The 20,137-nt window shown below is 31.0% G+C and carries 18 protein-coding genes; 13 read left to right on the top strand and 5 right to left on the bottom strand.

Annotated features, from left to right (window positions below; translation table 11 throughout):
• The first annotated feature begins 267 nt into the window (after positions 1-267).
• The 4 genes from A9G08_RS10670 to A9G08_RS10685 all read left to right on the top strand — a co-directional run bounded on the left by A9G08_RS10670 (position 268) and on the right by A9G08_RS10685 (position 8,050).
• A complete protein-coding gene (locus A9G08_RS10670; protein WP_065563682.1) occupies positions 268-2,649 on the top strand; it encodes a type I restriction-modification system subunit M in 2,382 nt (793 codons plus the stop codon).
• Between the two features lie 5 nt (positions 2,650-2,654).
• The gene (locus tag A9G08_RS10675; protein WP_218058479.1) at positions 2,655-3,989 is read left to right on the top strand and encodes a restriction endonuclease subunit S; all 1,335 of its coding nucleotides are present in this window, start codon (positions 2,655-2,657) and stop codon (positions 3,987-3,989) included.
• 20 nt (positions 3,990-4,009) lie between these two features.
• Positions 4,010-7,051 carry a type I restriction endonuclease subunit R gene (locus A9G08_RS10680; RefSeq protein WP_065563683.1) on the top strand — a complete coding sequence of 1,014 codons (3,042 nt, stop codon included), beginning with the start codon at positions 4,010-4,012 and terminating at the stop codon, positions 7,049-7,051.
• A 210-nt stretch (positions 7,052-7,261) separates the two neighbouring features.
• Positions 7,262-8,050, top strand: coding sequence for a hypothetical protein (locus A9G08_RS10685; RefSeq protein WP_065563684.1), 789 nt, complete (start codon positions 7,262-7,264; stop codon positions 8,048-8,050).
• 31 nt (positions 8,051-8,081) lie between these two features.
• Here the strand turns inward: A9G08_RS10685 and A9G08_RS10690 are convergent, their stop codons facing one another.
• Positions 8,082-8,990, bottom strand: a complete 909-nt coding sequence (locus A9G08_RS10690; RefSeq protein WP_065563685.1) for a DUF5655 domain-containing protein — start codon at positions 8,988-8,990, stop codon at positions 8,082-8,084.
• Positions 8,991-9,134: 144 nt separating this feature from the next.
• Here A9G08_RS10690 and A9G08_RS11575 point away from each other — a divergent pair, with 144 nt between their 5' ends.
• A complete protein-coding gene (locus A9G08_RS11575) occupies positions 9,135-9,302 on the top strand; it encodes a hypothetical protein (RefSeq protein ID WP_081299577.1) in 168 nt (55 codons plus the stop codon).
• Positions 9,303-9,584: 282 nt separating this feature from the next.
• On the opposite strand, the gene A9G08_RS10695 is transcribed toward A9G08_RS11575, so the two are convergent.
• The 4 genes from A9G08_RS10695 to A9G08_RS10710 all read right to left on the bottom strand — a co-directional run bounded on the left by A9G08_RS10695 (position 9,585) and on the right by A9G08_RS10710 (position 12,528).
• On the bottom strand, positions 9,585-10,322 hold the full coding sequence (locus A9G08_RS10695; protein ID WP_065563686.1) for a carbonic anhydrase: 738 nt from the start codon (positions 10,320-10,322) through the stop codon (positions 9,585-9,587).
• A 456-nt stretch (positions 10,323-10,778) separates the two neighbouring features.
• Positions 10,779-11,426 (bottom strand): hypothetical protein, encoded by a 648-nt coding sequence (locus tag A9G08_RS10700; RefSeq protein ID WP_141673972.1) that lies wholly within the window; start codon positions 11,424-11,426, stop codon positions 10,779-10,781.
• 65 nt (positions 11,427-11,491) lie between these two features.
• Positions 11,492-11,851: a hypothetical protein gene (locus tag A9G08_RS10705; RefSeq protein ID WP_176701548.1), complete on the bottom strand. Its 360-nt coding sequence runs from the start codon at positions 11,849-11,851 to the stop codon at positions 11,492-11,494.
• A gap of 116 nt (positions 11,852-11,967) precedes the next feature.
• Positions 11,968-12,528 carry a hypothetical protein gene (locus tag A9G08_RS10710; RefSeq protein WP_065563689.1) on the bottom strand — a complete coding sequence of 187 codons (561 nt, stop codon included), beginning with the start codon at positions 12,526-12,528 and terminating at the stop codon, positions 11,968-11,970.
• Positions 12,529-12,763: 235 nt separating this feature from the next.
• Here A9G08_RS10710 and A9G08_RS10715 point away from each other — a divergent pair, with 235 nt between their 5' ends.
• From A9G08_RS10715 to A9G08_RS10750, 8 genes are all read left to right on the top strand, one after another.
• The gene (locus A9G08_RS10715; protein WP_065563690.1) at positions 12,764-13,195 is read left to right on the top strand and encodes a hypothetical protein; all 432 of its coding nucleotides are present in this window, start codon (positions 12,764-12,766) and stop codon (positions 13,193-13,195) included.
• Positions 13,196-13,255: 60 nt separating this feature from the next.
• On the top strand, positions 13,256-13,978 hold the full coding sequence (locus A9G08_RS10720) for a hypothetical protein (RefSeq protein ID WP_065563691.1): 723 nt from the start codon (positions 13,256-13,258) through the stop codon (positions 13,976-13,978).
• Between the two features lie 109 nt (positions 13,979-14,087).
• Positions 14,088-15,065 carry a hypothetical protein gene (locus tag A9G08_RS10725; RefSeq protein ID WP_065563692.1) on the top strand — a complete coding sequence of 326 codons (978 nt, stop codon included), beginning with the start codon at positions 14,088-14,090 and terminating at the stop codon, positions 15,063-15,065.
• Positions 15,066-15,343: 278 nt separating this feature from the next.
• Positions 15,344-16,345, top strand: coding sequence for a hypothetical protein (locus A9G08_RS10730; RefSeq protein ID WP_065563693.1), 1,002 nt, complete (start codon positions 15,344-15,346; stop codon positions 16,343-16,345).
• Positions 16,346-16,427: 82 nt separating this feature from the next.
• Positions 16,428-16,964 carry a hypothetical protein gene (locus A9G08_RS10735; protein ID WP_065563694.1) on the top strand — a complete coding sequence of 179 codons (537 nt, stop codon included), beginning with the start codon at positions 16,428-16,430 and terminating at the stop codon, positions 16,962-16,964.
• Between the two features lie 78 nt (positions 16,965-17,042).
• On the top strand, positions 17,043-17,759 hold the full coding sequence (locus A9G08_RS10740; RefSeq protein WP_141673974.1) for a hypothetical protein: 717 nt from the start codon (positions 17,043-17,045) through the stop codon (positions 17,757-17,759).
• A 339-nt stretch (positions 17,760-18,098) separates the two neighbouring features.
• The gene (locus A9G08_RS10745; protein ID WP_065563696.1) at positions 18,099-19,091 is read left to right on the top strand and encodes a hypothetical protein; all 993 of its coding nucleotides are present in this window, start codon (positions 18,099-18,101) and stop codon (positions 19,089-19,091) included.
• A gap of 167 nt (positions 19,092-19,258) precedes the next feature.
• Positions 19,259-19,816: a hypothetical protein gene (locus tag A9G08_RS10750; RefSeq protein ID WP_065563697.1), complete on the top strand. Its 558-nt coding sequence runs from the start codon at positions 19,259-19,261 to the stop codon at positions 19,814-19,816.
• Positions 19,817-20,137 lie beyond the last annotated feature (321 nt).

Raw genomic sequence — 20,137 nt, forward strand, 5'->3', positions numbered from 1 at the left:
TCAATGGGCTCGGCAGATAATTAGCAAAGAATTTAGACATTATCGGGGGGTTTTGGTATTGAATACTGGCTTTTTATAAATGCCTAAATCTCCTTTTATTTCATTAAATTATTTAGACAACATACAAATCTGACTTTAATTTATTTCTACCTATTTTTTGTCCATCTACTATTTCTCATGTTTTACCTTCTATTGTTAATATAAGGATTATGCTATCATTTATTGCATAAATTTAAGTTAAAAAGTTACTCATAACTAAGGTAAAAAATGAATCACAGCGTACACAATAAACTTATTTCTTTTATTTGGTCTATAGCCGATGATTGTTTACGCGATGTTTATGTGCGGGGAAAATACCGTGATGTGATTTTGCCTATGGTAGTTTTACGGCGTATTGACACATTATTAGAACCGACTAAGCAAGCGGTATTAACAGAATATCATGTTCAAAAAACAACCTATAAAAATACTGATCTCGATGATTACCCATTGGAAAAAGCATCCGGTTATGTGTTTTATAACACGAGCAAATGGACGCTAAAACAGCTTCACCTTTCAGCTAATAATAGCAATCAAATTTTATTAACTAATTTTGAAGAATACCTTAATGGCTTTAGCAAAAATGTTAAAGAAATTATTCAATGCTTCAATTTAAAAGCACAGATTCGCCATATGGCGAATAAAGATGTGTTATTAGATGTTATTGAAAAATTTGTGTCACCTAAAATTAATTTGACACCACAAGAGGCTGAAGATCCAGACGGTAACCGTCTGCCAGCTTTGACCAATTTAGGTATGGGGTATGTATTTGAAGAGCTGATTCGTAAATTTAATGAAGAGAATAATGAAGAGGCTGGCGAACATTTTACGCCACGTGAAGTCATTGAACTGATGACCCATTTGGTCTTTGACCCGATAAAAGATCAGTTACCGGGGGTTTTAACTATTTACGATCCTGCTTGTGGTAGTGGTGGCATGCTTACCGAATCACAGAATTTCATCGAAGAAAAATACCCCCTTGAAGGAACGGATCGTATGATTGAACTCTATGGTAAGGAGATCAACGATGAAACCTATGCTATCTGTAAATCCGATATGATGATTAAAGGTAATAATCCACAAAATATCAAAGTTGGCTCAACACTTTCTACCGATGAGTTTGCAGGTCGTCCTTTTGATTTTATGTTGTCAAATCCACCTTATGGAAAAAGTTGGGCATCGGAACAAAAATATATCAAAGATGGCAAAAATGTCATCGATAATCGTTTTAAAGTGAAGTTAAAAGATTATTGGGGTAACGAACAAGAGGTTGATGCTATTCCTCGATCGAGTGACGGGCAATTACTGTTTTTAATGGAAATGGTCAGTAAAATGAAATTGCCACAAGCTGGTGTGCAAGGATCTCGTATCGCATCCGTTCATAATGGGTCTAGCTTGTTCACCGGTGATGCAGGTAGTGGCGAAAGTAATATTCGTCGTTATATTATTGAAAATGATCGCCTTGAGGCTATTGTTCAACTGCCTAATAATCTATTTTATAATACCGGCATAACCACCTATATTTGGTTACTAAGTAGTAACAAAGCTCCGCATCGTCAAGGTAAAGTACAATTAATTGATGCGAGTCTATTATTTCAAAAATTGCGTAAAAATTTAGGTGATAAAAATTGTGAGTTTTCACCTGAACATATCCGAGAAATCACTCAAACCTATTTGAATATGGCGACTATCGAACGGCAACTTGATAATAATAACGACCCGATTGGTATTGCCAGTCAATGTTTTGATAATAGTGATTTTGGTTATTATAAAGTTAATATTGAACGCCCCGATCGTCGTAAGGCACAATTTAATATTGAATCCCTTGCTGAACTGCGGTTTGATAAATCATTACGTGACGTGATGAGCCATTTATATAGTATTTATGGTGAGCATGTTTATCAGACTGGATTTTTAAAACCGCAACAAAAATCGATTCTAGACTGGTGTGAAGATAATGGTATTAGTTTGAATAGCAAAGCAAAAGATAAAATTTTTGATACCAAATATTGGTTAAAGCTACAAACTCTTTATCAATCTGCATTAGCTATCATGCAGCAGGTTGGTGAGCAAGAGTACCGTGATTTTAAACTATTTAAACGGGATGTTGATAAAACAATTAAGACATTGAGTCTAAAACTATCATCTAGTGAGAGAAATGCCATTTTAAATGCGGTGAGTTGGTATGACGAAAATGCCGAAAAAGTGATTCAAAAAGTGCATAGTTTCAATAAAGATAAACTCGAAAAGCTATTAGTGCATCTAGATTGTGAAGTGGAGCAATTAGCTGATTTTGGTTATTTTCCAACAGGTAAGACTAACGAATATATTACTTATGAACCTTGTTCTGATTTACGCGATGCGGAGTCTATCCCACTGAAAGACAATATTCACCGCTACTTTTTAGCAGAAGTGCGACCATATGTCGCAGAAGCTTGGATTAACCTAGATAGTACTCAAATCGGTTACGAAATTAGCTTTAATAAATATTTTTATCGTCACAAGCCTTTACGTTCATTAGAAGAGGTGACTCAGGATATTTTATCTTTAGAGCAACAAGCGGATGGTTTGATTGCTGAAATTTTAGGTTTATCGGATAAAATGGAATAATGACAATGAAAACAGTCACTAAGATGCCTCGTTATTCGGCTTATAAAGATTCAGGAGTTGATTGGTTGAGGGAAATACCTGAAGGGTGGGAGTTAGTACCATTAAGAGGGATACTCAATTTTCGTAATGAAAAGAACGATCCAATAATTACAGAGGATATACTATCATTATCTATCGCAAATGGAGTTACCCAATACTCAGATGAAGGAAGAGGTGGGAATAAAAGAAAGGATGATTTAACAGCCTATAAAATAGCAAGACCTAATGATATTGTTATGAATAGTATGAATATTATTGTTGGTGCAGTTGGACTTTCTAAGTATTTGGGAGCAATTAGTCCTGTTTATTACGCTCTATATGCACAAAGTAGTAGTGTATTTATTTCTTTTTATGAACAAATTTTTCAACATATAGGTTTTCAACGAGGGCTTCTTCGTTTGGGAAAAGGTATTCTTATTAAAATTGGCGACTCGGGAAAAATGAATACAATTCGTATGAAAATTTCTCAAAACGATATGAAGTCACTCTTGTTTCCAAAACCAAGTATTGAAACCCAAATTTTAATTACCGATTTTCTTAATCAAAAAACAGCCCAGATCGATCAATCGATTGCCATAAAACAAAAGCAGATTGAACTACTTAAAGAGCGTCAGCAAATTATTATTCAACAAGCTGTAACAAAAGGGTTAGATCCTAATGTGCCAATGAAAGATTCCGGTATTGAGTGGATTGGGATGATCCCTGAACATTGGAAAATATCTAAGCTTAAGTATTTATTAGACGAAATAAATATCAGAACAGCAACTGGTAGTGAAGAACTATTATCCTTAAGTAAATATCAAGGGGTCATACCCAAATCATCTTTGGCAGAAAGAGCCGGTTATGCAGAGTCATTGGTTGGATATAAAATTGTTAAAAAAGGGTGTTTAGTTATAAATAAAATGCAAGCTGTAAACGGGCTATTAGCTGTCTCTAATTTTAATGGAATAACTAGTCCTGATTATTCTGTATATAAAGAAAAAAATAGTAATATTATTAATATAAATTTTCTCTGCCATTTATTACTTTGTCCCGAATTTCTTGCTGAGTTTAAAAAGAGGGTTACAGGAGTAATGGATGGTTTTATTCGTTTATATACTGATGATTTATATTCAATTAGTATATTTTTTCCAGAAAAAGAAGAACAATCAACTATAGTTGATTACATAGAACAAAAGATGAAAAAATATAACAATTTAATTGATATAGAAACACAACAAATCGAAAAACTTAAAGAATATAAAACTACCCTAATTGACAGCGCAGTAACAGGAAAAATTAAAATTACGCCAGAAGAATAAATATTAATAAGGAAGAACATATGGTCAGTCAAACCAATGAGCAAGCCCTTGAAGCAACGATTGAAAAACAGTTAACCGGCACGTGTCTGGAAGAACTTAAGGGTGTAAAGGAACCTAATTTGGATCATTATTCAGACTATTATCAATTAGGGTTGGCAAGCGATTTTAACGCCCAGTATGCTATTGATAACCATTTCTTCTGGTCTTTTTTACATAATACCCAAGCCAATGAGTTGAATAAACTACAGAAGAATCACCCCCACGATTGGCAACGTAAAGTGCTTGATCGTTTTGATAAGTTAATTAAAAAATATGGCATTATACATTTACTTAAAAAAGGCTTAGCCATAGATGATATTCATTTAACACTAATGTACCCAGTACCGCTTGCCAGCAGTGGTGAACAAGTACATAATAATTTTGCACAAAATATCTTTAGCTGTACACGTCAGGTACGTTATTCGCAGCTCAATCCTCTACAAGAAATTGATATGGTGCTGTTTATTAATGGTATCGCCATTATCACCCTTGAGTTAAAAAACCCGTGGACAGGTCAAACGGCTCAATATCATGGTCAAAAACAGTACCGCGAAGATCGAGATATCAATCAACCACTATTAACCTTTGCTCGTTGTTTAGTTCATATGACCGTCGATACTGACGAAGTGTATATGACTACTAAATTAGCTGGTAAGGATACCGTCTTTTTACCTTTCAATAAAGGTAATAACGAAGGTAAAGGTAATCCGGTTAATCCTAGTGGTCATAAAACGGCATATTTATGGGAAAGTATTTTTAAGAAAGCAAGCATTGCCAATATAATTCAGCATTTTGTACGTTTGGACGGTAGCAGTAAAGATTTATTAACCAAACGAATGCTGTTTTTTCCACGATACCATCAATTAGATGTTGTGCGTAAACTTATTGAAGATGTGGCTAGTCGCGGGACTGGTCATACCTATCTTATTCAACACTCAGCCGGTTCAGGCAAGTCCAATTCCATTACATGGGCAGCATACCAATTGATCGAAGTTTGTCCTCATAATAATTCAGTGACTGGCGCAAAAGGTATTGATTTGCCGCTCTTTGATTCAGTGATTGTGGTGACGGATCGCCGTCTTTTAGATAAGCAACTGCGTGATAATATCAGTGGTTTTTCAGAAGTAAAAAATATTATTGCTCATGCTCAAAAATCATCAGATTTAAAAGCAGCACTTGAAAATGGTAAAAAAATTATTATCACCACTATCCAAAAATTTCAGGTGATTGTTGATAGTATTAACGATCTGAGTGATAAACGCTTTGCAGTCATCATCGATGAAGCGCACAGTTCACAAAGTGGTTCAGCTCACGATAATATGAATAAAACTATGGGCAAAACGGCTAATGTCGATACCAATGAAAATGAAGATATTCAAGATGTCATTATCAAAACCATGCAGGCGCGAAAACTACGAGGCAATGCGTCTTACTTTGCATTCACAGCTACGCCTAAAAACATTACCTTAGAAAAATTTGGTGATCAGCAAGCTGATGGTACCTTTAAACCATTTCACTTGTATTCAATGAAACAAGCCATTGAAGAAGGCTTTATCTTAGATGTACTGACTAATTACACTACCTATAAATCTTATTACGAAATAGAAAAGTCGATTTCAGATAATCCACTGTTTGATACTCAAAAAGCACAAAAAAAATTACGCGCTTTTGTTGAGAGAAGTAAGCAAACCATCGCCGTTAAGGCTGAAATTATGTTGGATCATTTCCTTAATCAGGTAGTGAATAGTAAAAAGCTGAAAGGAAAAGCCAAAGGTATGGTAGTTACACAAAATATTGAAAGTGCTATCCACTATTATTTTGCTCTTAATGAACAGCTTAAACAACTCAATTATCCATTTAAAATACTAATTGCATTTTCCGGCGATAAAGAGATTGATGGAATTGAATATAGTGAAGCCAGTATCAACGGGTTTTCAGATAATGATACCTCCGAAAAATTTGACTCTGATGAGTATCGATTACTGGTTGTTGCCAACAAGTATTTGACTGGTTTTGACCAACCTAAACTTTGTACCATGTATGTGGATAAGAAATTACAACATGTGTTAGCTGTACAGGCTCTTTCTCGTCTTAATAGAGCAGCACCTAAATGGGGCAAGAAAACCGAAGATCTATTTGTGCTTGATTTTTTTAATAGTATTGAAGATATTAAGCAGGCGTTTGATCCTTTCTATACTGCAACCTCATTATCTCATGCGACCGATATTAATGTATTACACGAACTGAAAGATATGCTTGATGAACCTGGCATTTATGAATGGCATGAGGTTGAAACGTTTAATCAACTTTACTTTAAAGGTAGTGCAGCCGAATTACTTAGCCCAATTATTGACCTTGCTGCAGATCGTTTTAATGTTCAACTCGAATTAGATAACGACGATAAAGTTGATTTTAAAATTAAAGCGAAGCAATTTGTAAAAATTTATAGCCAAATGGCGGCTATCATACCTTTTGAAATGCCAATATGGGAAAAACTGTTTTGGTTCTTAAAATTCTTAATCCCTAAACTAAAAGTGAAAGATCCAGACATGGATAAATTAGATGAACTCCTTGAATCTGTAGATCTTAATTCATATGGTTTACAACGGGTAAAATTGAATCATAAAATTCAATTAGATACTGAAGATGCCGAACTCGACCCTCAAAATGCTAATCCAAGAGGTGCGCATACTGGCGAAAGTGAAGAAAGTACATTAGACGATATTGTGAATATGTTTAATGAACGTTGGTTTCAGGGTTGGAGCATTACTCCAGAAGATCAACGGGTGAAATTTATTTCCATTGTGCAAGATGTCACTGCTCATAAAGATTTTGATATGAAATATAAAAATAATCACGATCCCTATAATCGAGAATTGGCGTTCGAAAGAATCATGCGCGAAATCATGCTGGAAAATCGCCAGAAAGATATGCAACTCTATCAACTCTATGCTCACGATCCAGCCTTTCGGTCAGCATTTTTAGAGAGTATTAAAAGACAAGTAGGTCTTTTATCAAAGTAAAAGTAAAAGTAAAGGTGGATTGAATATGGCAAAAAAACATGGGCGTATGCAAAGAATGAACAGGATGAGTTCATACAAGATAAAAATGATCCATCTAGATTTCGAACTTTCTATATTTGGGAAGTACTAAAATTAAAAAATACTTTACCAGAAGATTATAAAAAAATTAGTTTTTATAGTACGCAAGCGAATCCGTCAAACAGATCAAGAATGGCGCCAGTTAAGAATGGTTTTTTTAGATATATAGAAAATATGAAAGGTGGCAATAATAGCGAAGGTGATAATGAAACTATTTCCCATTCAACAGCTTTACTTGTTTTATCTGAATTAAAAAATATTAAATTTATTATTAAAGATAAAACTTATTTATTGAATTTTTCAAAGTTTATTATTGAACCACGCTTGCAGTTTGAAAATGGTAATGTTTATTTTCCTGACCTTATTGGTTATTTTTCTTCTGAATGTGATTTAGCAGAGAAATGGAATGGAAAAGTCGTTATCGAAATTACTGTGAAACATAAATGCACGTCACAAAAAATACGTGATTTCTTAGAACATGGAATACCAATAATTGAAGTCAGTATTTCAGATAAAATTTGGTTTTCTAAGGAATTTAACGGAAAAGTTTATGATGCTAATAATGTCGAAAACTACTATAATTTTTTAAAAAAATTATTTAATAATAGAGTTTATGGTCACATACGTTCAAACCCTACATCATCTCATTACTATGAAAAACAATTACTCAAAAAGGATAAAATAATTGATGATAATCAACAGAAATTTAATGAGTTCCAAGAATTATGTAAGCTTAAATTAACAGAGGCAATTAAACGGTATGATAACGTTAGGAATAGCTTAGATAATATAAAATTAACTAACCAACAGTTACAACAAGCATTATCTAAAAGCCAAGAAAACGAAAATGCTTTAAAAAAAAGAATTGAAGAAATAAAGTCTATGAGTTTTTGGGAAAAAATTAAACAGATTTTTAATTAGCTTTAAACTAATACACATCTATTTAAAAAGGTTACAACACCTGCTTTACTAAACTCATAATATATTCTAAATTTTTAGTATCAGACACAGTCAATTCATAATCCCCATTTCCCCAATGACCAACATTCGAAACGTTTTTAGTGAGTTTTTTGGGATCATCCAGTTCATCTTTTTTGGCGTTAATCCATATCTTTAACGATTTACTTTGAATATGAATATCAACAATATTATTTTTACCCTGTTTAAAAGCAATATAAAATTTTTTAGGTGAAATTTCTAAATCTGTCGATAACGCCAAAATAGAATTTTTAAAGCTTTCATAAAGCTCTAGAACATCATCTGATTTATCATTCAAATGATAGTCTTCATCATAAACAACTAACGCTTTAGTTACTTTATCTAATGCCGAATCTTTAGTATGTTGTACTTGTTTAATACTTGGTGCCGACTTAGAACGTTTGATAGGGTTAATCGAAATTAAGTCATTATCAAACCGTTTAATTTCCCATAGTTCTATGGCTAAATCTTTAAAGTTAGTCGATTGTTTTTGATAATCAGTAAATGCAGGGGAAACAAAAATAATTTTACTTTGCGACCAATCAATTTGATGACGTTTTAAATTCGCTTGGCAAGATTCATTATACTCGACAATAAAATCAGCCTGATAATCCAGCATAAGATTTAAGTAGGTCACACCCTGATCGATAACACTAAAATTACGTTCACGTTTATATTCAATAATAACAAATGCCTTCGCTTCAGTATCATAAGCCAAGGTATCAATACGGTAATCTTTGATTTTGAATTCAGATTTTACAAAGGTTAAATTACCAATAATATCTAAATTATGTTCGAATAATGACTGGATCTCTTTTTCTAGTTTGAACGGCTTTTCTTTTAAGATAGTCAATTTTTGATTTTTATTTCCGAAAACTTGCATTATTACTTCCTAATCAATCACATCACTTTTCATAGAATAAACGATTCCGTGTTTTTTTGCATTATCCATAAAAATATTATATATATTAAAGCAGGAAACAAAATAATAAAAATTGGCCTTTATCTTGCAAGATTTTATAGCAACATGTCTGATTGTGGAGTGGTAATTATTATAATCCATGAAAATAAAGAAAATGGTGGAGATTATGCTCGTTACTACCAAGGTGAAATTAAAGGATCTAAGATAAATCTTCGTGTTACTCTTAATAATACACAAACAACCTCAGGATTTGCTAATTTAAAAAAATTTTAATTTGGACTTAGACATTAGAGATGTCTGACTCAAATTCAATAGTAACAGGTAATTTAGTTGGTAATTCACAGTTAAAGATTAACATTCAGTTAAAATTTCGCTGATTTAGTTAGTTACTTAAAAACCGCTCAACTGCGGTTTTTTTCAAAATTCAACGAATAAGCATTCTTTTGTTACAAAAACAAACTTTTATTTATTTTATAAGCAACTATCTTGCACAGATATATTTTAAAGAAGCTTTAGTGATCGCTTCTTCTAAAACCTAAAACCCCAATCTTCTTTTTAATCAACAATAACCCTTCCATGTAATGGCTGAATTGGGCGATTATTATCATGATGCATAATCGAGTGGAATTTTTCGATTTGTTCTGCTGAAGCTTGAGATTGTTGTTGTAACACGATCCATCTTACCCCTTCTGTACATGGAGGTGTTGTTAACGATCCGCTAAAACGGTAATAATTCAATTCCTTTGGGAATAACGCCTTAATATCAACGGCGTTTGCTAAAATGGCGCTTTTTCCTGATTCTGTCGGCATTTGTTGCCATGCTTTTGCTAATTCTGAATTAGCTTCACCTTTATTAAACATTAATGCGATTACGGCCAATTCATTATCTTTGTTTTTATAAACAAAGTGTGCTGCCATTGGGAAATATTTGCCTTTAATGGTGTTTTCACTCGGTGTATGGAAATGAAATTGTTGTAATGTGAATATTTCATCGTCTATTTCTAATTGGTTATTTCCGGAAACATCGATCTCAATAGTATGGCCGTTGTTAATAATATTTTGCTGACCGGCTTCAAAAGTAAGTTTAAGCTTGCTATGTTCTGTTTTTAATACATGATCAATATTGATTGGCGATTGATTTTTACCATTTTCACAAGTTGAATATTCCGGTGAAAGTTTTCCCCAGTTTTCTGGTTTTTCCTGCCCTTCATACCCCCAATGTGGGTGATGTTCAGCTGCAGAACAAGATAAGCTTGTTGCCATAAACATTGCGATAATTACGTTACGTTTCATGTTAGCCTTCAATGAGAATTAAATTTAAGTGTATAAATTTTATACCTCATTTATGAAGATGTCTCAATAAAATATACTTTTTTGCCTCTAAACCTAAATAAAAAGCCATGAACATACTTCTTGTATTATTCATGCTAATTTTCAATAAGTTAAGTGTGATTGATAGTGCAGATATTCTTATTTTATTTGATCAAAATGAACAAGTCTTATCAAAATATCAAAATTGTAGATGATAATAATACTGGAAAAATGTATGGCTAAACTCAAAAGGTAAATAGTTTTAGCTTGATACATGTATTTATGAAGTAAAGATTCAATTAAACATGAAATACCGAGTTAATAATCATCCCAGCTCTCCTATTACGGATGAAACCACCGATCATTTTAAAACTTCTGTGAAAATTTTTCCGCATTACGTTTGGTTTTTTTATGACTAAAAGAATGCACAAAAAAATATTATGGTAAATTTAAATATCCAGGTTTTAAAATGTTTTGATAATCTAACAAATATTCGTAATCTAAATAATGTTTAGGTGAACGAATAAAATTACCAGTCAAATTGACTTTTGTTTCTTTATCTTCTCGTTTATAAGTACCATCTTGTTTATTGTTAAGAACTGATGTCCATTTTAGCAATTTTTTACTATACTTAAATAATGCTTTATTATGGATTTTATTTTTTATATCTTCTTTTGTTACTTCCACTTGAGATAAAAATAAATTATTATCATCCCAATTTATTAATTTATTTGTTTTAAAATATAAATCCATATTATATCTGTTGTATACCATCCATAAGTATTTTACCAATTCTCCTTCGTGATTAAATTCTAAAAAGCTAATGTCTATTCCATAAAATGAATTGTTTATGCAAGCTAAGGGAGTTTCTCCGGCAAAGATTGTCACATAATATTGTTGATGATTAAGGCTTGAAAAGGCATATTCAGCCCATTTTTTAGGATTTTTAATTAACTCTAATTCATCTTTGTTAAGATTATTATCTAAATAGTTTTCTTTGATATTGTTGAGTGTGTTTTCTTCTGAATCTAAACTCTTCTTTATCCAATTGTACTGTTTAAACTGAAAGTTATATTTGCTCATCATTAATCACTTTTTGAATAATACTGAAATATCATCAATTATACTTATACCTTTATTAGATGCATATTTTAAAATATCCTCCGATACCCCTTCATATTATCTACATGGAGGTAAACTTTATCACCAAGATTACCTATTTCATTACTTATTGCATTTTTATATTTAGCAGCGGCCCTAATATAAGATTCAGCTGTCTTTTTAGCCACTTTTGATAGGTCTGTAGTTTTTCTTTCTATTATGCCAATTCCTTCAACAAAACTATCAACATATCCTATTCCACTTTTTGTTCCTCCTTTTGCAAGTTTTACATATAGTTCTTTATAAAATGCTTTTCCTGCATCATCAGCAAATCCTTTTGTAAATAGATTCATTGCTAAATTAAAATTTCGTCCTTTCATGATATTTTGAAACCATGTTTGGGATTCCATTATCATTGTAGAAAAACAAGGCTGCGCATTATGCACCAGCCAAGCGAGTTTGCCGACAAATTAGGTATGCCAATTTCGAATGGAATAATTAAATATAAAAAAATGAACAATAAATATTATGGTAAATCTAAATATTCGGGCTTTAAAATATTCTGATAATCTAATAAATATTCATAATCTTTGTAATTCTGAGGTTTTCTTATCCAGTTATGGGATAAGTTTACTTTTGTCTCTTTTTCTTCATAATTCATACTAAATTCCGGCCTTTTTGTTTCTGTAATGGTCTCAACATTCATAATGCCATTATCTCTAAAAAGAACTTTGTTGGTTATTCTTTTATCTGCATCTTCATCATATAACTCAAACTGGCGTAAAAATATCCTACCATCAACGTCTTTATTATACGCCCCCTTTTCTTTATTATAAATCATATAAAGATAGACAAATAGTTCTCCATTATTATAAGTTAAAAAAGTTACACTTATCTTTCTAAAATAATTATTTACGCATGCTATAGGTTCACCATCTTTAAAAAAAGTAACATAGTATTCTTTATCATTATCAAAAGAATATTTAGCCCAATCCTCAGCATTATTGAGATGTTTTTTGTCTTCTGCTGTGGGTTTATTCTCAAGACTAAGGGTTAATATATTGTCTAAAGTGCCTTCTTCAGACATAACCTCTTTCATAAGGTCATTGTATTCTAAGAATTTTAATGTATACATATTGTTTAATTTTTATAAATTTTATAATCCCAGTAATTTAGAAATGTCATCTATTATAGTAACTTTTTTTCCATGTAATTCTCTCAAAGCACTATTCATTACCATATTAAAACTTCTCCCTCTCATGATATTTTGAAACCATGTTTGGGATTCTCTTATCCTTGTAGAAAAAACAAGGCTGTGCATTATGCACCAGCCAAGCGAGTTTGCCGACAAAGTAGGTGTGCCAGCCTGCAACTTCAAAATTATAAACTTCTTTCTTAGTATAAAGATAGTTTTACCCTTTTACACGATACCATTTTTTATTTTTGGTTTGTATGTGGTATTATTCGGTGAGGTCGGCGGCATCTTTCCAGCCTTCTTTGGTGTAAAAAGGGTGTTCGGCGGTAGTTTCAATGGTTTCGCCTTCCAGCTCTATTTGTACGGTAGTGTCTGTCTCTTAGCGGATAATGACGTTACTTTTTTAGGCTTATTTTGCCACTGGTTTGGTTTTGATACAATCACAGATCGCCCTCTCGTATTTGTTCTATTTTTTTATGCCTTACTGCGTGTGAACAAGCGTTCTGATAGGTTTGGCAGAGTTTTCCGGTGTAAACTCTGGTGTTCAAAATCATTATGATCATGAACATTGGGGATTTAATATAGATTTTATACATACTACTATTTAATTAGGAAAATAATGAAGACGATAGCTATACTTTTACTCATTAGCTTTTTGACTTCTTGTGCTTATGCGCATAAAGAGGAAAAAACAAGCATAAACTCTAGCAAAGTCATTGTGTTAGACCATGATCCTGTTTTAATTCAGTTAGGCAGTAAAAAATTAGCATTAAAAGGATTAAACCCAGAAGACTTTTCACTGGTACAAAAAGGTAAGACGCTTTTTATCATTAAAAAGCTGTATCTGGGTATAGATGATCTCCAAATAGAATTTATAGATAACAAGGATCAAGATTTCCTATTAACTGGTGAAATAGAATATGCGGTTTCTCAAAACTTAATTGATGATATTGATAGGGGAAATGTATTTTTACCATTTTCTTTTGAAGAAGATATACTGCTACATAACAATAAAGGTAAATTTATTTTATCAACAGCGATTAAAACTACACCACAGCTAGAAGCCATTTGCCATGAAAGATATTTTGATGAGATCCGAAAAGAGTCTTATTTGGTTCAAAAACAGTTCTATCAGAATGAAATAATCGATAACCCAGAAAAATATAAGGATTGTTGCCCTGAGTATATTGAATATGCAAAAAAGTTTTTATCAAAAAAAGAGCGTGATGTTCACTCATTACAAAGCCTGTTTGTTGAATTTACCTATAAAAAAATAACGTTAAACATGGGTGATGGTTATCATATCGTCTTTAATAATATTAGTGATTTTGTTCCTGAATAAAAATGAGTGATTATGCGGATTAAATTAGTTTAACTAAATAGAAATAAAATACATACCGTATATAATATTCATTTATCTATTTCTAACTTTCGAGAAATCCCTAATATCTATGCATAAAATAATTATTTTACTTACATTGACTCTATGGTTGGGTTGTTCGTATGGGCAACCGATAATAACTTATACACCTGCCACTCCCGACACAGCAAAAGATTTGTCAGGTGCACTTATATCACCACCATTAGGGCAGCGGGCAATACTCCATAAAGCAAAAAACGAAGATTCAATTGCAGAGTTGTACGATAATTTTGTTCATAGATATGGAAGTAGGGATAGCTTTTGTTCCTTACTTGGTTGTGAGGAAACCGTAAATTATAATCCTAAACTTTTTAAAATAGAATATTCAGATTCTGATGAGGTTTTTAGCAGATATAATTTATATAAAGAAGAAGCGATACCTTTTATTATTTCATTCAAATACCTCAAAAAAGGCGATAAAATCTTAAAATTAGCAATACAAAAATCAGAATCTAACAGTTATCTAAATCTATCTATATATCTGTTATCCTTAAAAAATGGAATACAGGTTGATTCTAGAAGAATTTATTATAATCGCTCAGGAGAAATGGGTTTTACAGATGGTAAAATTTTTTATATAGATGAAAACCTGATCATTTCCACCCGAGACTATTCCTTTACTGAGGACGGAATAACACAAACACCGTTTTATCAATATCAACTAAATGACGAAGGCAAATTTATTCGTTACTATCCTAAAAATGGTAACTATAAAGATAATCAAGAGCAAGGTTTAGTTAAAAACCATACTCGCGAAGGTTTATGGATTGAGAAGAAAGTAAACCATTTAATTGGTACTTCATATTTTGAAGCCGAATATAAAAATGGGTTAATACAGGGTGAAGGCAAGTTTTATAAATTAGAATATAAGTTAAAAGACGGCTCTATTCCCTATTATGTTCCCTATTCTTCTGCTAAAAAAGGCAAACTTTTGTACACAGAAACCTATAAAGACGGTGAGCTTGTCGAACGCAAATTTGTGGATAAACAAATTGATGAATTGAATTAAAGGTTGTGTAGTAAACAAAGGATTATTATGCTTATCACTCTCATAATTATGAACGGTGGTAAGTAAACCGATATAAATGAGTAAATTAAAAAGAATAATCATTCAAAACTAATCATTATAATGGCGTTAGTTTTTTTGAAATTTAATAACAAGAGTCCGATAACAAAAGATATGTAACTAGAGTGTTTTTTATGATGATATCCCTAAATAATAAATTGATTATCACTACTCTATTAAGCCTTTTTTTATTCAGCTGTAACCCCAATAAACAAGGAAATATGAAATGGATAGCCAAATACGATTTTAATCAATTATACCAATTAACCGACCAAGCAACTGTCTTAGATCCGATGTCTGCTTTTCGTTTTGAAGATTTTATAGCCCCTAATGAAAACACCATTATTTTGATTGGAAATAAAGATCTTAATGCCTTTGATTCAAGCCAAAGAGGGTATCAAGCAGTAATACATGTATCGAAAGATCGGGGCAAAAGTTATCAAGAGTTATCGCTTCCCGAACAAGAGATGAGATGGATTTATCCCAGCAATGATTATTCATTAATAAAAGCTCAAAGTAGATTACCAGACAACAGTAAAAAAAATTCCATGTATCTTTTAGATAACAACAGTTTAAAAATCGTTAAAATAGATGAATATGATTCTGAAGCTGATATCTCCTATTATAATTTTAATGGAAAATATGCCGTGTATTCCCATAACAAGGCATTAAAACTGGTTAATTTATTGAATCGAGAGGAACAGTATCCTTTACCCTACGAATTAAACAACCGTTCTTTTTGGGTTACTGCTGATGATACATTACTTATTCTAGATGCCAAACAACTCTTTCGCTACGACCCGAAAAATAATACAAAAACCGTCATACAGCAATTACATAATAATTATGATGTGCTGACTTATAAGGATGGTGAATATTTTTTTACTAAATTCAATGAAAATAAGTCTAAAGGTGGAGGTTCTTATTATAATAATAAAGAAGAGCTTTTATATACTTTCGAAAAAGGGGATAGAAGCCGATATTATCGCTATAAAAATTTTGTATGCGACTATAAACTTATTTCATCCCTTTATCCTATTTTCCGATATTCTTATGACTATGGACAAACTTGGTTTGAACAAAAGTTTACAGGCTTTTTTTCAGCCTCTTATCCAATTGGATTTTATAAAGATAAATTCATCATTTTTCATGCATCATTCCATGATAAACCAGATCCTGAAGATCGAGGGGGACGAATTTTAATCGGTGAGTTTGAAAAATAAAAAAACCTCATGGGAACAAGTAAAGAGATTTACCTTTTAATCCGAAAAATATAACTAAATACATGAAGAAATCTAAAATAAAATGAAAAAAATAGCACGCTGTTTACTCATTCCCTTTATCGTTAATTGCAGTGGAGGAAATGTATCTAACACTAATCCAGTTCAAAGAAATATAGAATCAAAAGATGAAAACTTCATTCTTAGTCATTCCCTTACCTTAATAGATGGTGAAAAAATCTCATTATCAAATATATATGCCATACCTAACAATATAGATTCTATACAAGTGGAGAATGTGCAATTTGAAGCAACATTATCTGATTATTGTGGGAAAGGAAACTATATATATGATGAAGAAAAAATGGATGGTTTTTTATCTAAAAAAATCGAATTTATCCTTTATTATCAATATAAAAAGACTAATACAGAACCCACTGCATTTAACTTTAAACAAGATAATACAAATCTTTACTTAACTGTTACTAACCATGAAATAATTACAAAATATTGTAGTAAAACAAATATACGAACACTAAATACCGCGTTTTTATTAAAGGTTTATTCAAACGGAGCTAGATATAATTTACTGGCTATTAATGATGTAAAACCTATTGAATAAATATTAAAACAAAAGAATAATGAGGTGAAAAATTTATTTGGAAAGTATAACCGATAATTGAAAAAGAAGACTAAACCAATGAAATATATTTTAACAATATTAAGCTTTTTAGTTATAGGATGTGTAAATAGTAACATTCAAGGTATTTATTCATTATCTAATAACAGAGTTTGTCACGAACCATTGAAAATAGAATTAACAAATAGTGAAACTAATAATCTAAAAAAGTTTTCAATAAACTTTATAGAAGAAAAAAGCAGCGCACAAGAATTCAGTCATATGAAAAAAATTTATGACCCAATGATTGAAAAAAATGATAAAAGATTTATAAAAACAGAAACATACCTAAAAGTGAACAATAAAACCTATATAAATAATTTGAACGATAACGAATCCATGAAAATTTATGACTATTATGGTTATTGGAAACCCTTGAATAAGGATATTATTAAAGTTTCATATTATGAAGATAGTGAGGTTAAAATTCAGGATAACAAAAATAATACAATTACTTTACAAGGAATACCCTATATAAATAAGGCAAAAACGTATTTTACTACCTTTTACATAGATTATGATTATGAAGCATCAAAGTCCATTATAGACTTATACAAGATTAAAAATAATCATATAAAGCATAATTTTCGTTTCGAAACAGAAAAATGGATTATTTGGGATTTGGTTTGGAATGACAATATCCTATACATAAAAGTAACTAATACTATATGGAACGAAAAAGGTTTTTATAGCACTGATTATAAATATAAAAAATTGATTATTGAAAAAATCAACTAACTTCCTGATGAAAATTATAACGCAAATTTGTGGATAAAGAAATTGATGAATTGAAGTAACAATAGTATATTAAATATACTGGTTATTTTACTTATCACCTTTATTAATATAAACGGTGGTAAGCAAGCCGATATAAATGAGTAAATTAAAAAGAATAATCATTCAAAACTAATCCTTATTAATGGCGGTAGTTTTTTTGAAATTTAATAACACCAGTCCGATAACAAAGGATATGTAACTAGAGTGTTTTTTATGATGATATCCCTAAATAATAAATTGATTATCACTACTCTATTAAGCCTTTTTTTATTCAGCTGTAACCCCAATAAACAAGGAAATATGAAATGGATAGCCAAATACGATTTTAATCAATTATACCAATTAACCGACCAAGCAACTGTCTTAGATCCGATGTCTGCTTTTCGTTTTGAAGATTTTATAGCCCCCAATGAAAACACCATTATTTTGATTGGAAATAAAGATCTTAATGCCTTTGATTCAAGCCAAAGAGGGTATCAAGCAGTAATACATGTATCGAAAGATCGGGGCAAAAGTTATCAAGAGTTATCGCTTCCCGAACAAGAGATGATATCGATTAAGACCGGCAATGATTATTCTTTAGTAAAAGCTCAAAATAGATTACCCGATAACAGTGAAAAAATTTCCCTATATCTTTTAGATAATAATAATTTAAAATTCCTTAAAATAGATGAATATTTATATGACGATGACATCAATTATAAAAAGTTTAATGGTAAATATGTCATATATTCCAATCGAGGAAATTTAAAACTGATTAATTTATTGAATCGAGAAGAAGAATACCCCTTGCCAGACGATTTAAACAATCAGCCATTTTATTTAACCGCACAGGGTAACATTCTAACTTTACAAAAAAATCAGATCATTAGTTATGACCCTAAAACCCAAAACCAGCAAATCATCAAAAGTTTCAAAAATAACTATGATGTCTTACTATATCAAGATGACACTTTTATTTTGGGTAAAGCTAACCTGTTAAAAACGTCTGCAACTTTTTATAATGAAGAGGAAAAAGAGTTATATACACTTGATTCAAAAAATGTGAACTTTTACCGATATAAAAATTTTGTATGCGACTATAAACTTTTATCATCTATTAACCCGTCAATTCGATATTCATATGACTATGGACAAACTTGGAATAAGTATGAGTTAAAAGGTATGTTTGCTACTTCTAGACCTGTCGGATTTTATAAAGATAAATTTATCATTTTACGTGCATCATTCCATGATAAACCAGATCCTGAAGATCGAGGGGGAAGAATTTTAATCGGTGAATTTGAAAAATAGGACAATGTTAAACACGCTTAGTATAATATAATTATTTTTGATTTAATTTATCTATTAATCATACAAATTTTATTGGTATCATGAGCAATTAATGAAATGTAAAAGTCCCCAATGGTTTAGAAGAAGAAAGAAGTTTACAGAAATATTAAAAGGTATAATGAAATATAATGAGTGTATTAATAAAAAATAAAGGAATCTTTTTTACTCTAATAATGATATTAACTTTTTCTTGTCAAGGACAAGTTAAAAATGTTTATAGTAAACAAAAGATTCAAAATGAGAGCGAAGCTGATATTATTAAAAATAATATTTTTCATATTCAATTTGATAATGCAGGGAAACTCCATAAAAATTTAGTATCGGATCAACCTTATGATCATTTTATAATTCAAATAGAACAAGGAAATATAAAATTTAAAGAAAACTATAAATTATTAATTAGTAACTATGGTGATAGAAATGATCTAACATTTACTTTGACAAAAGTAAGTAAAAAAGAATATACCTTAGAAATTATACAAGAAACCAGACATTTAACGGTTGATAAATTCATCTTTGAAAAGGATAAAAACAACTTATTAGAATTAATATCCATGGAACAAATCCAATCAGGAAATACTATTCAAATCTGTAAATATAGTATGTCAAGAAAGAAAGGAAATGAAATTAATTTAATCATAAATTCAATTGATGATCCTAAATGTTTCAACATCAAAAATAAATAATATTAAAAGTTAGATACATAAACAAAAAATAAGTCTACAACCCAAAATGGGAAAAGGAGCAACCTCGCCGGACAATAAACAATCACAATCCAATCAACCCGACAACAAGGTATTACAACCTAAAACCGATTCCTAGTCAGCTAATCCTAACCAAATTGTCTATGATTTGTTACTTCAATCTGATTTTGATATTAATGTAGCAAATGTCTATTTTGTAAAAAAAGTAAATGCTCCGAATATACCTAATGAATATACCTATTTAAAATTAAATCAAGCCTCTTTGGGTGACACAATTTATCTTTGTTGCCAAATGTTACGATA

The organism is Gilliamella sp. wkB195, from assembly GCF_001690445.1.
Taxonomy (GTDB): Bacteria; Pseudomonadota; Gammaproteobacteria; order Enterobacterales; family Orbaceae; genus Gilliamella; species Gilliamella apicola_E.

Excerpts from the sequence above, each read along its gene's own strand:
- A9G08_RS10675 (WP_218058479.1), top strand. The coding sequence starts at position 2,655 with ATGAAAACAGTCACTAAGATGCCTCGTTATTCGGCTTATAAAGATTCA.
- A9G08_RS10745 (WP_065563696.1), top strand. The coding sequence starts at position 18,099 with ATGAAATGGATAGCCAAATACGATTTTAATCAATTATACCAATTAACC.
- A9G08_RS10715 (WP_065563690.1), top strand. The coding sequence starts at position 12,764 with ATGCACCAGCCAAGCGAGTTTGCCGACAAAGTAGGTGTGCCAGCCTGC.
- A9G08_RS10740 (WP_141673974.1), top strand. The coding sequence starts at position 17,043 with ATGAAATATATTTTAACAATATTAAGCTTTTTAGTTATAGGATGTGTA.
- A9G08_RS10710 (WP_065563689.1), bottom strand. The coding sequence starts at position 12,528 with ATGTCTGAAGAAGGCACTTTAGACAATATATTAACCCTTAGTCTTGAG.
- A9G08_RS10750 (WP_065563697.1), top strand. The coding sequence starts at position 19,259 with ATGAGTGTATTAATAAAAAATAAAGGAATCTTTTTTACTCTAATAATG.
- A9G08_RS10670 (WP_065563682.1), top strand. The coding sequence starts at position 268 with ATGAATCACAGCGTACACAATAAACTTATTTCTTTTATTTGGTCTATA.
- A9G08_RS10685 (WP_065563684.1), top strand. The coding sequence starts at position 7,262 with ATGGCGCCAGTTAAGAATGGTTTTTTTAGATATATAGAAAATATGAAA.
- A9G08_RS10680 (WP_065563683.1), top strand. The coding sequence starts at position 4,010 with ATGGTCAGTCAAACCAATGAGCAAGCCCTTGAAGCAACGATTGAAAAA.
- A9G08_RS11575 (WP_081299577.1), top strand. The coding sequence starts at position 9,135 with ATGTCTGATTGTGGAGTGGTAATTATTATAATCCATGAAAATAAAGAA.
- A9G08_RS10690 (WP_065563685.1), bottom strand. The coding sequence starts at position 8,990 with ATGCAAGTTTTCGGAAATAAAAATCAAAAATTGACTATCTTAAAAGAA.
- A9G08_RS10700 (WP_141673972.1), bottom strand. The coding sequence starts at position 11,426 with ATGATGAGCAAATATAACTTTCAGTTTAAACAGTACAATTGGATAAAG.
- A9G08_RS10730 (WP_065563693.1), top strand. The coding sequence starts at position 15,344 with ATGAAATGGATAGCCAAATACGATTTTAATCAATTATACCAATTAACC.
- A9G08_RS10735 (WP_065563694.1), top strand. The coding sequence starts at position 16,428 with ATGAAAAAAATAGCACGCTGTTTACTCATTCCCTTTATCGTTAATTGC.
- A9G08_RS10695 (WP_065563686.1), bottom strand. The coding sequence starts at position 10,322 with ATGAAACGTAACGTAATTATCGCAATGTTTATGGCAACAAGCTTATCT.
- A9G08_RS10705 (WP_176701548.1), bottom strand. The coding sequence starts at position 11,851 with ATGGAATCCCAAACATGGTTTCAAAATATCATGAAAGGACGAAATTTT.
- A9G08_RS10725 (WP_065563692.1), top strand. The coding sequence starts at position 14,088 with ATGCATAAAATAATTATTTTACTTACATTGACTCTATGGTTGGGTTGT.
- A9G08_RS10720 (WP_065563691.1), top strand. The coding sequence starts at position 13,256 with ATGAAGACGATAGCTATACTTTTACTCATTAGCTTTTTGACTTCTTGT.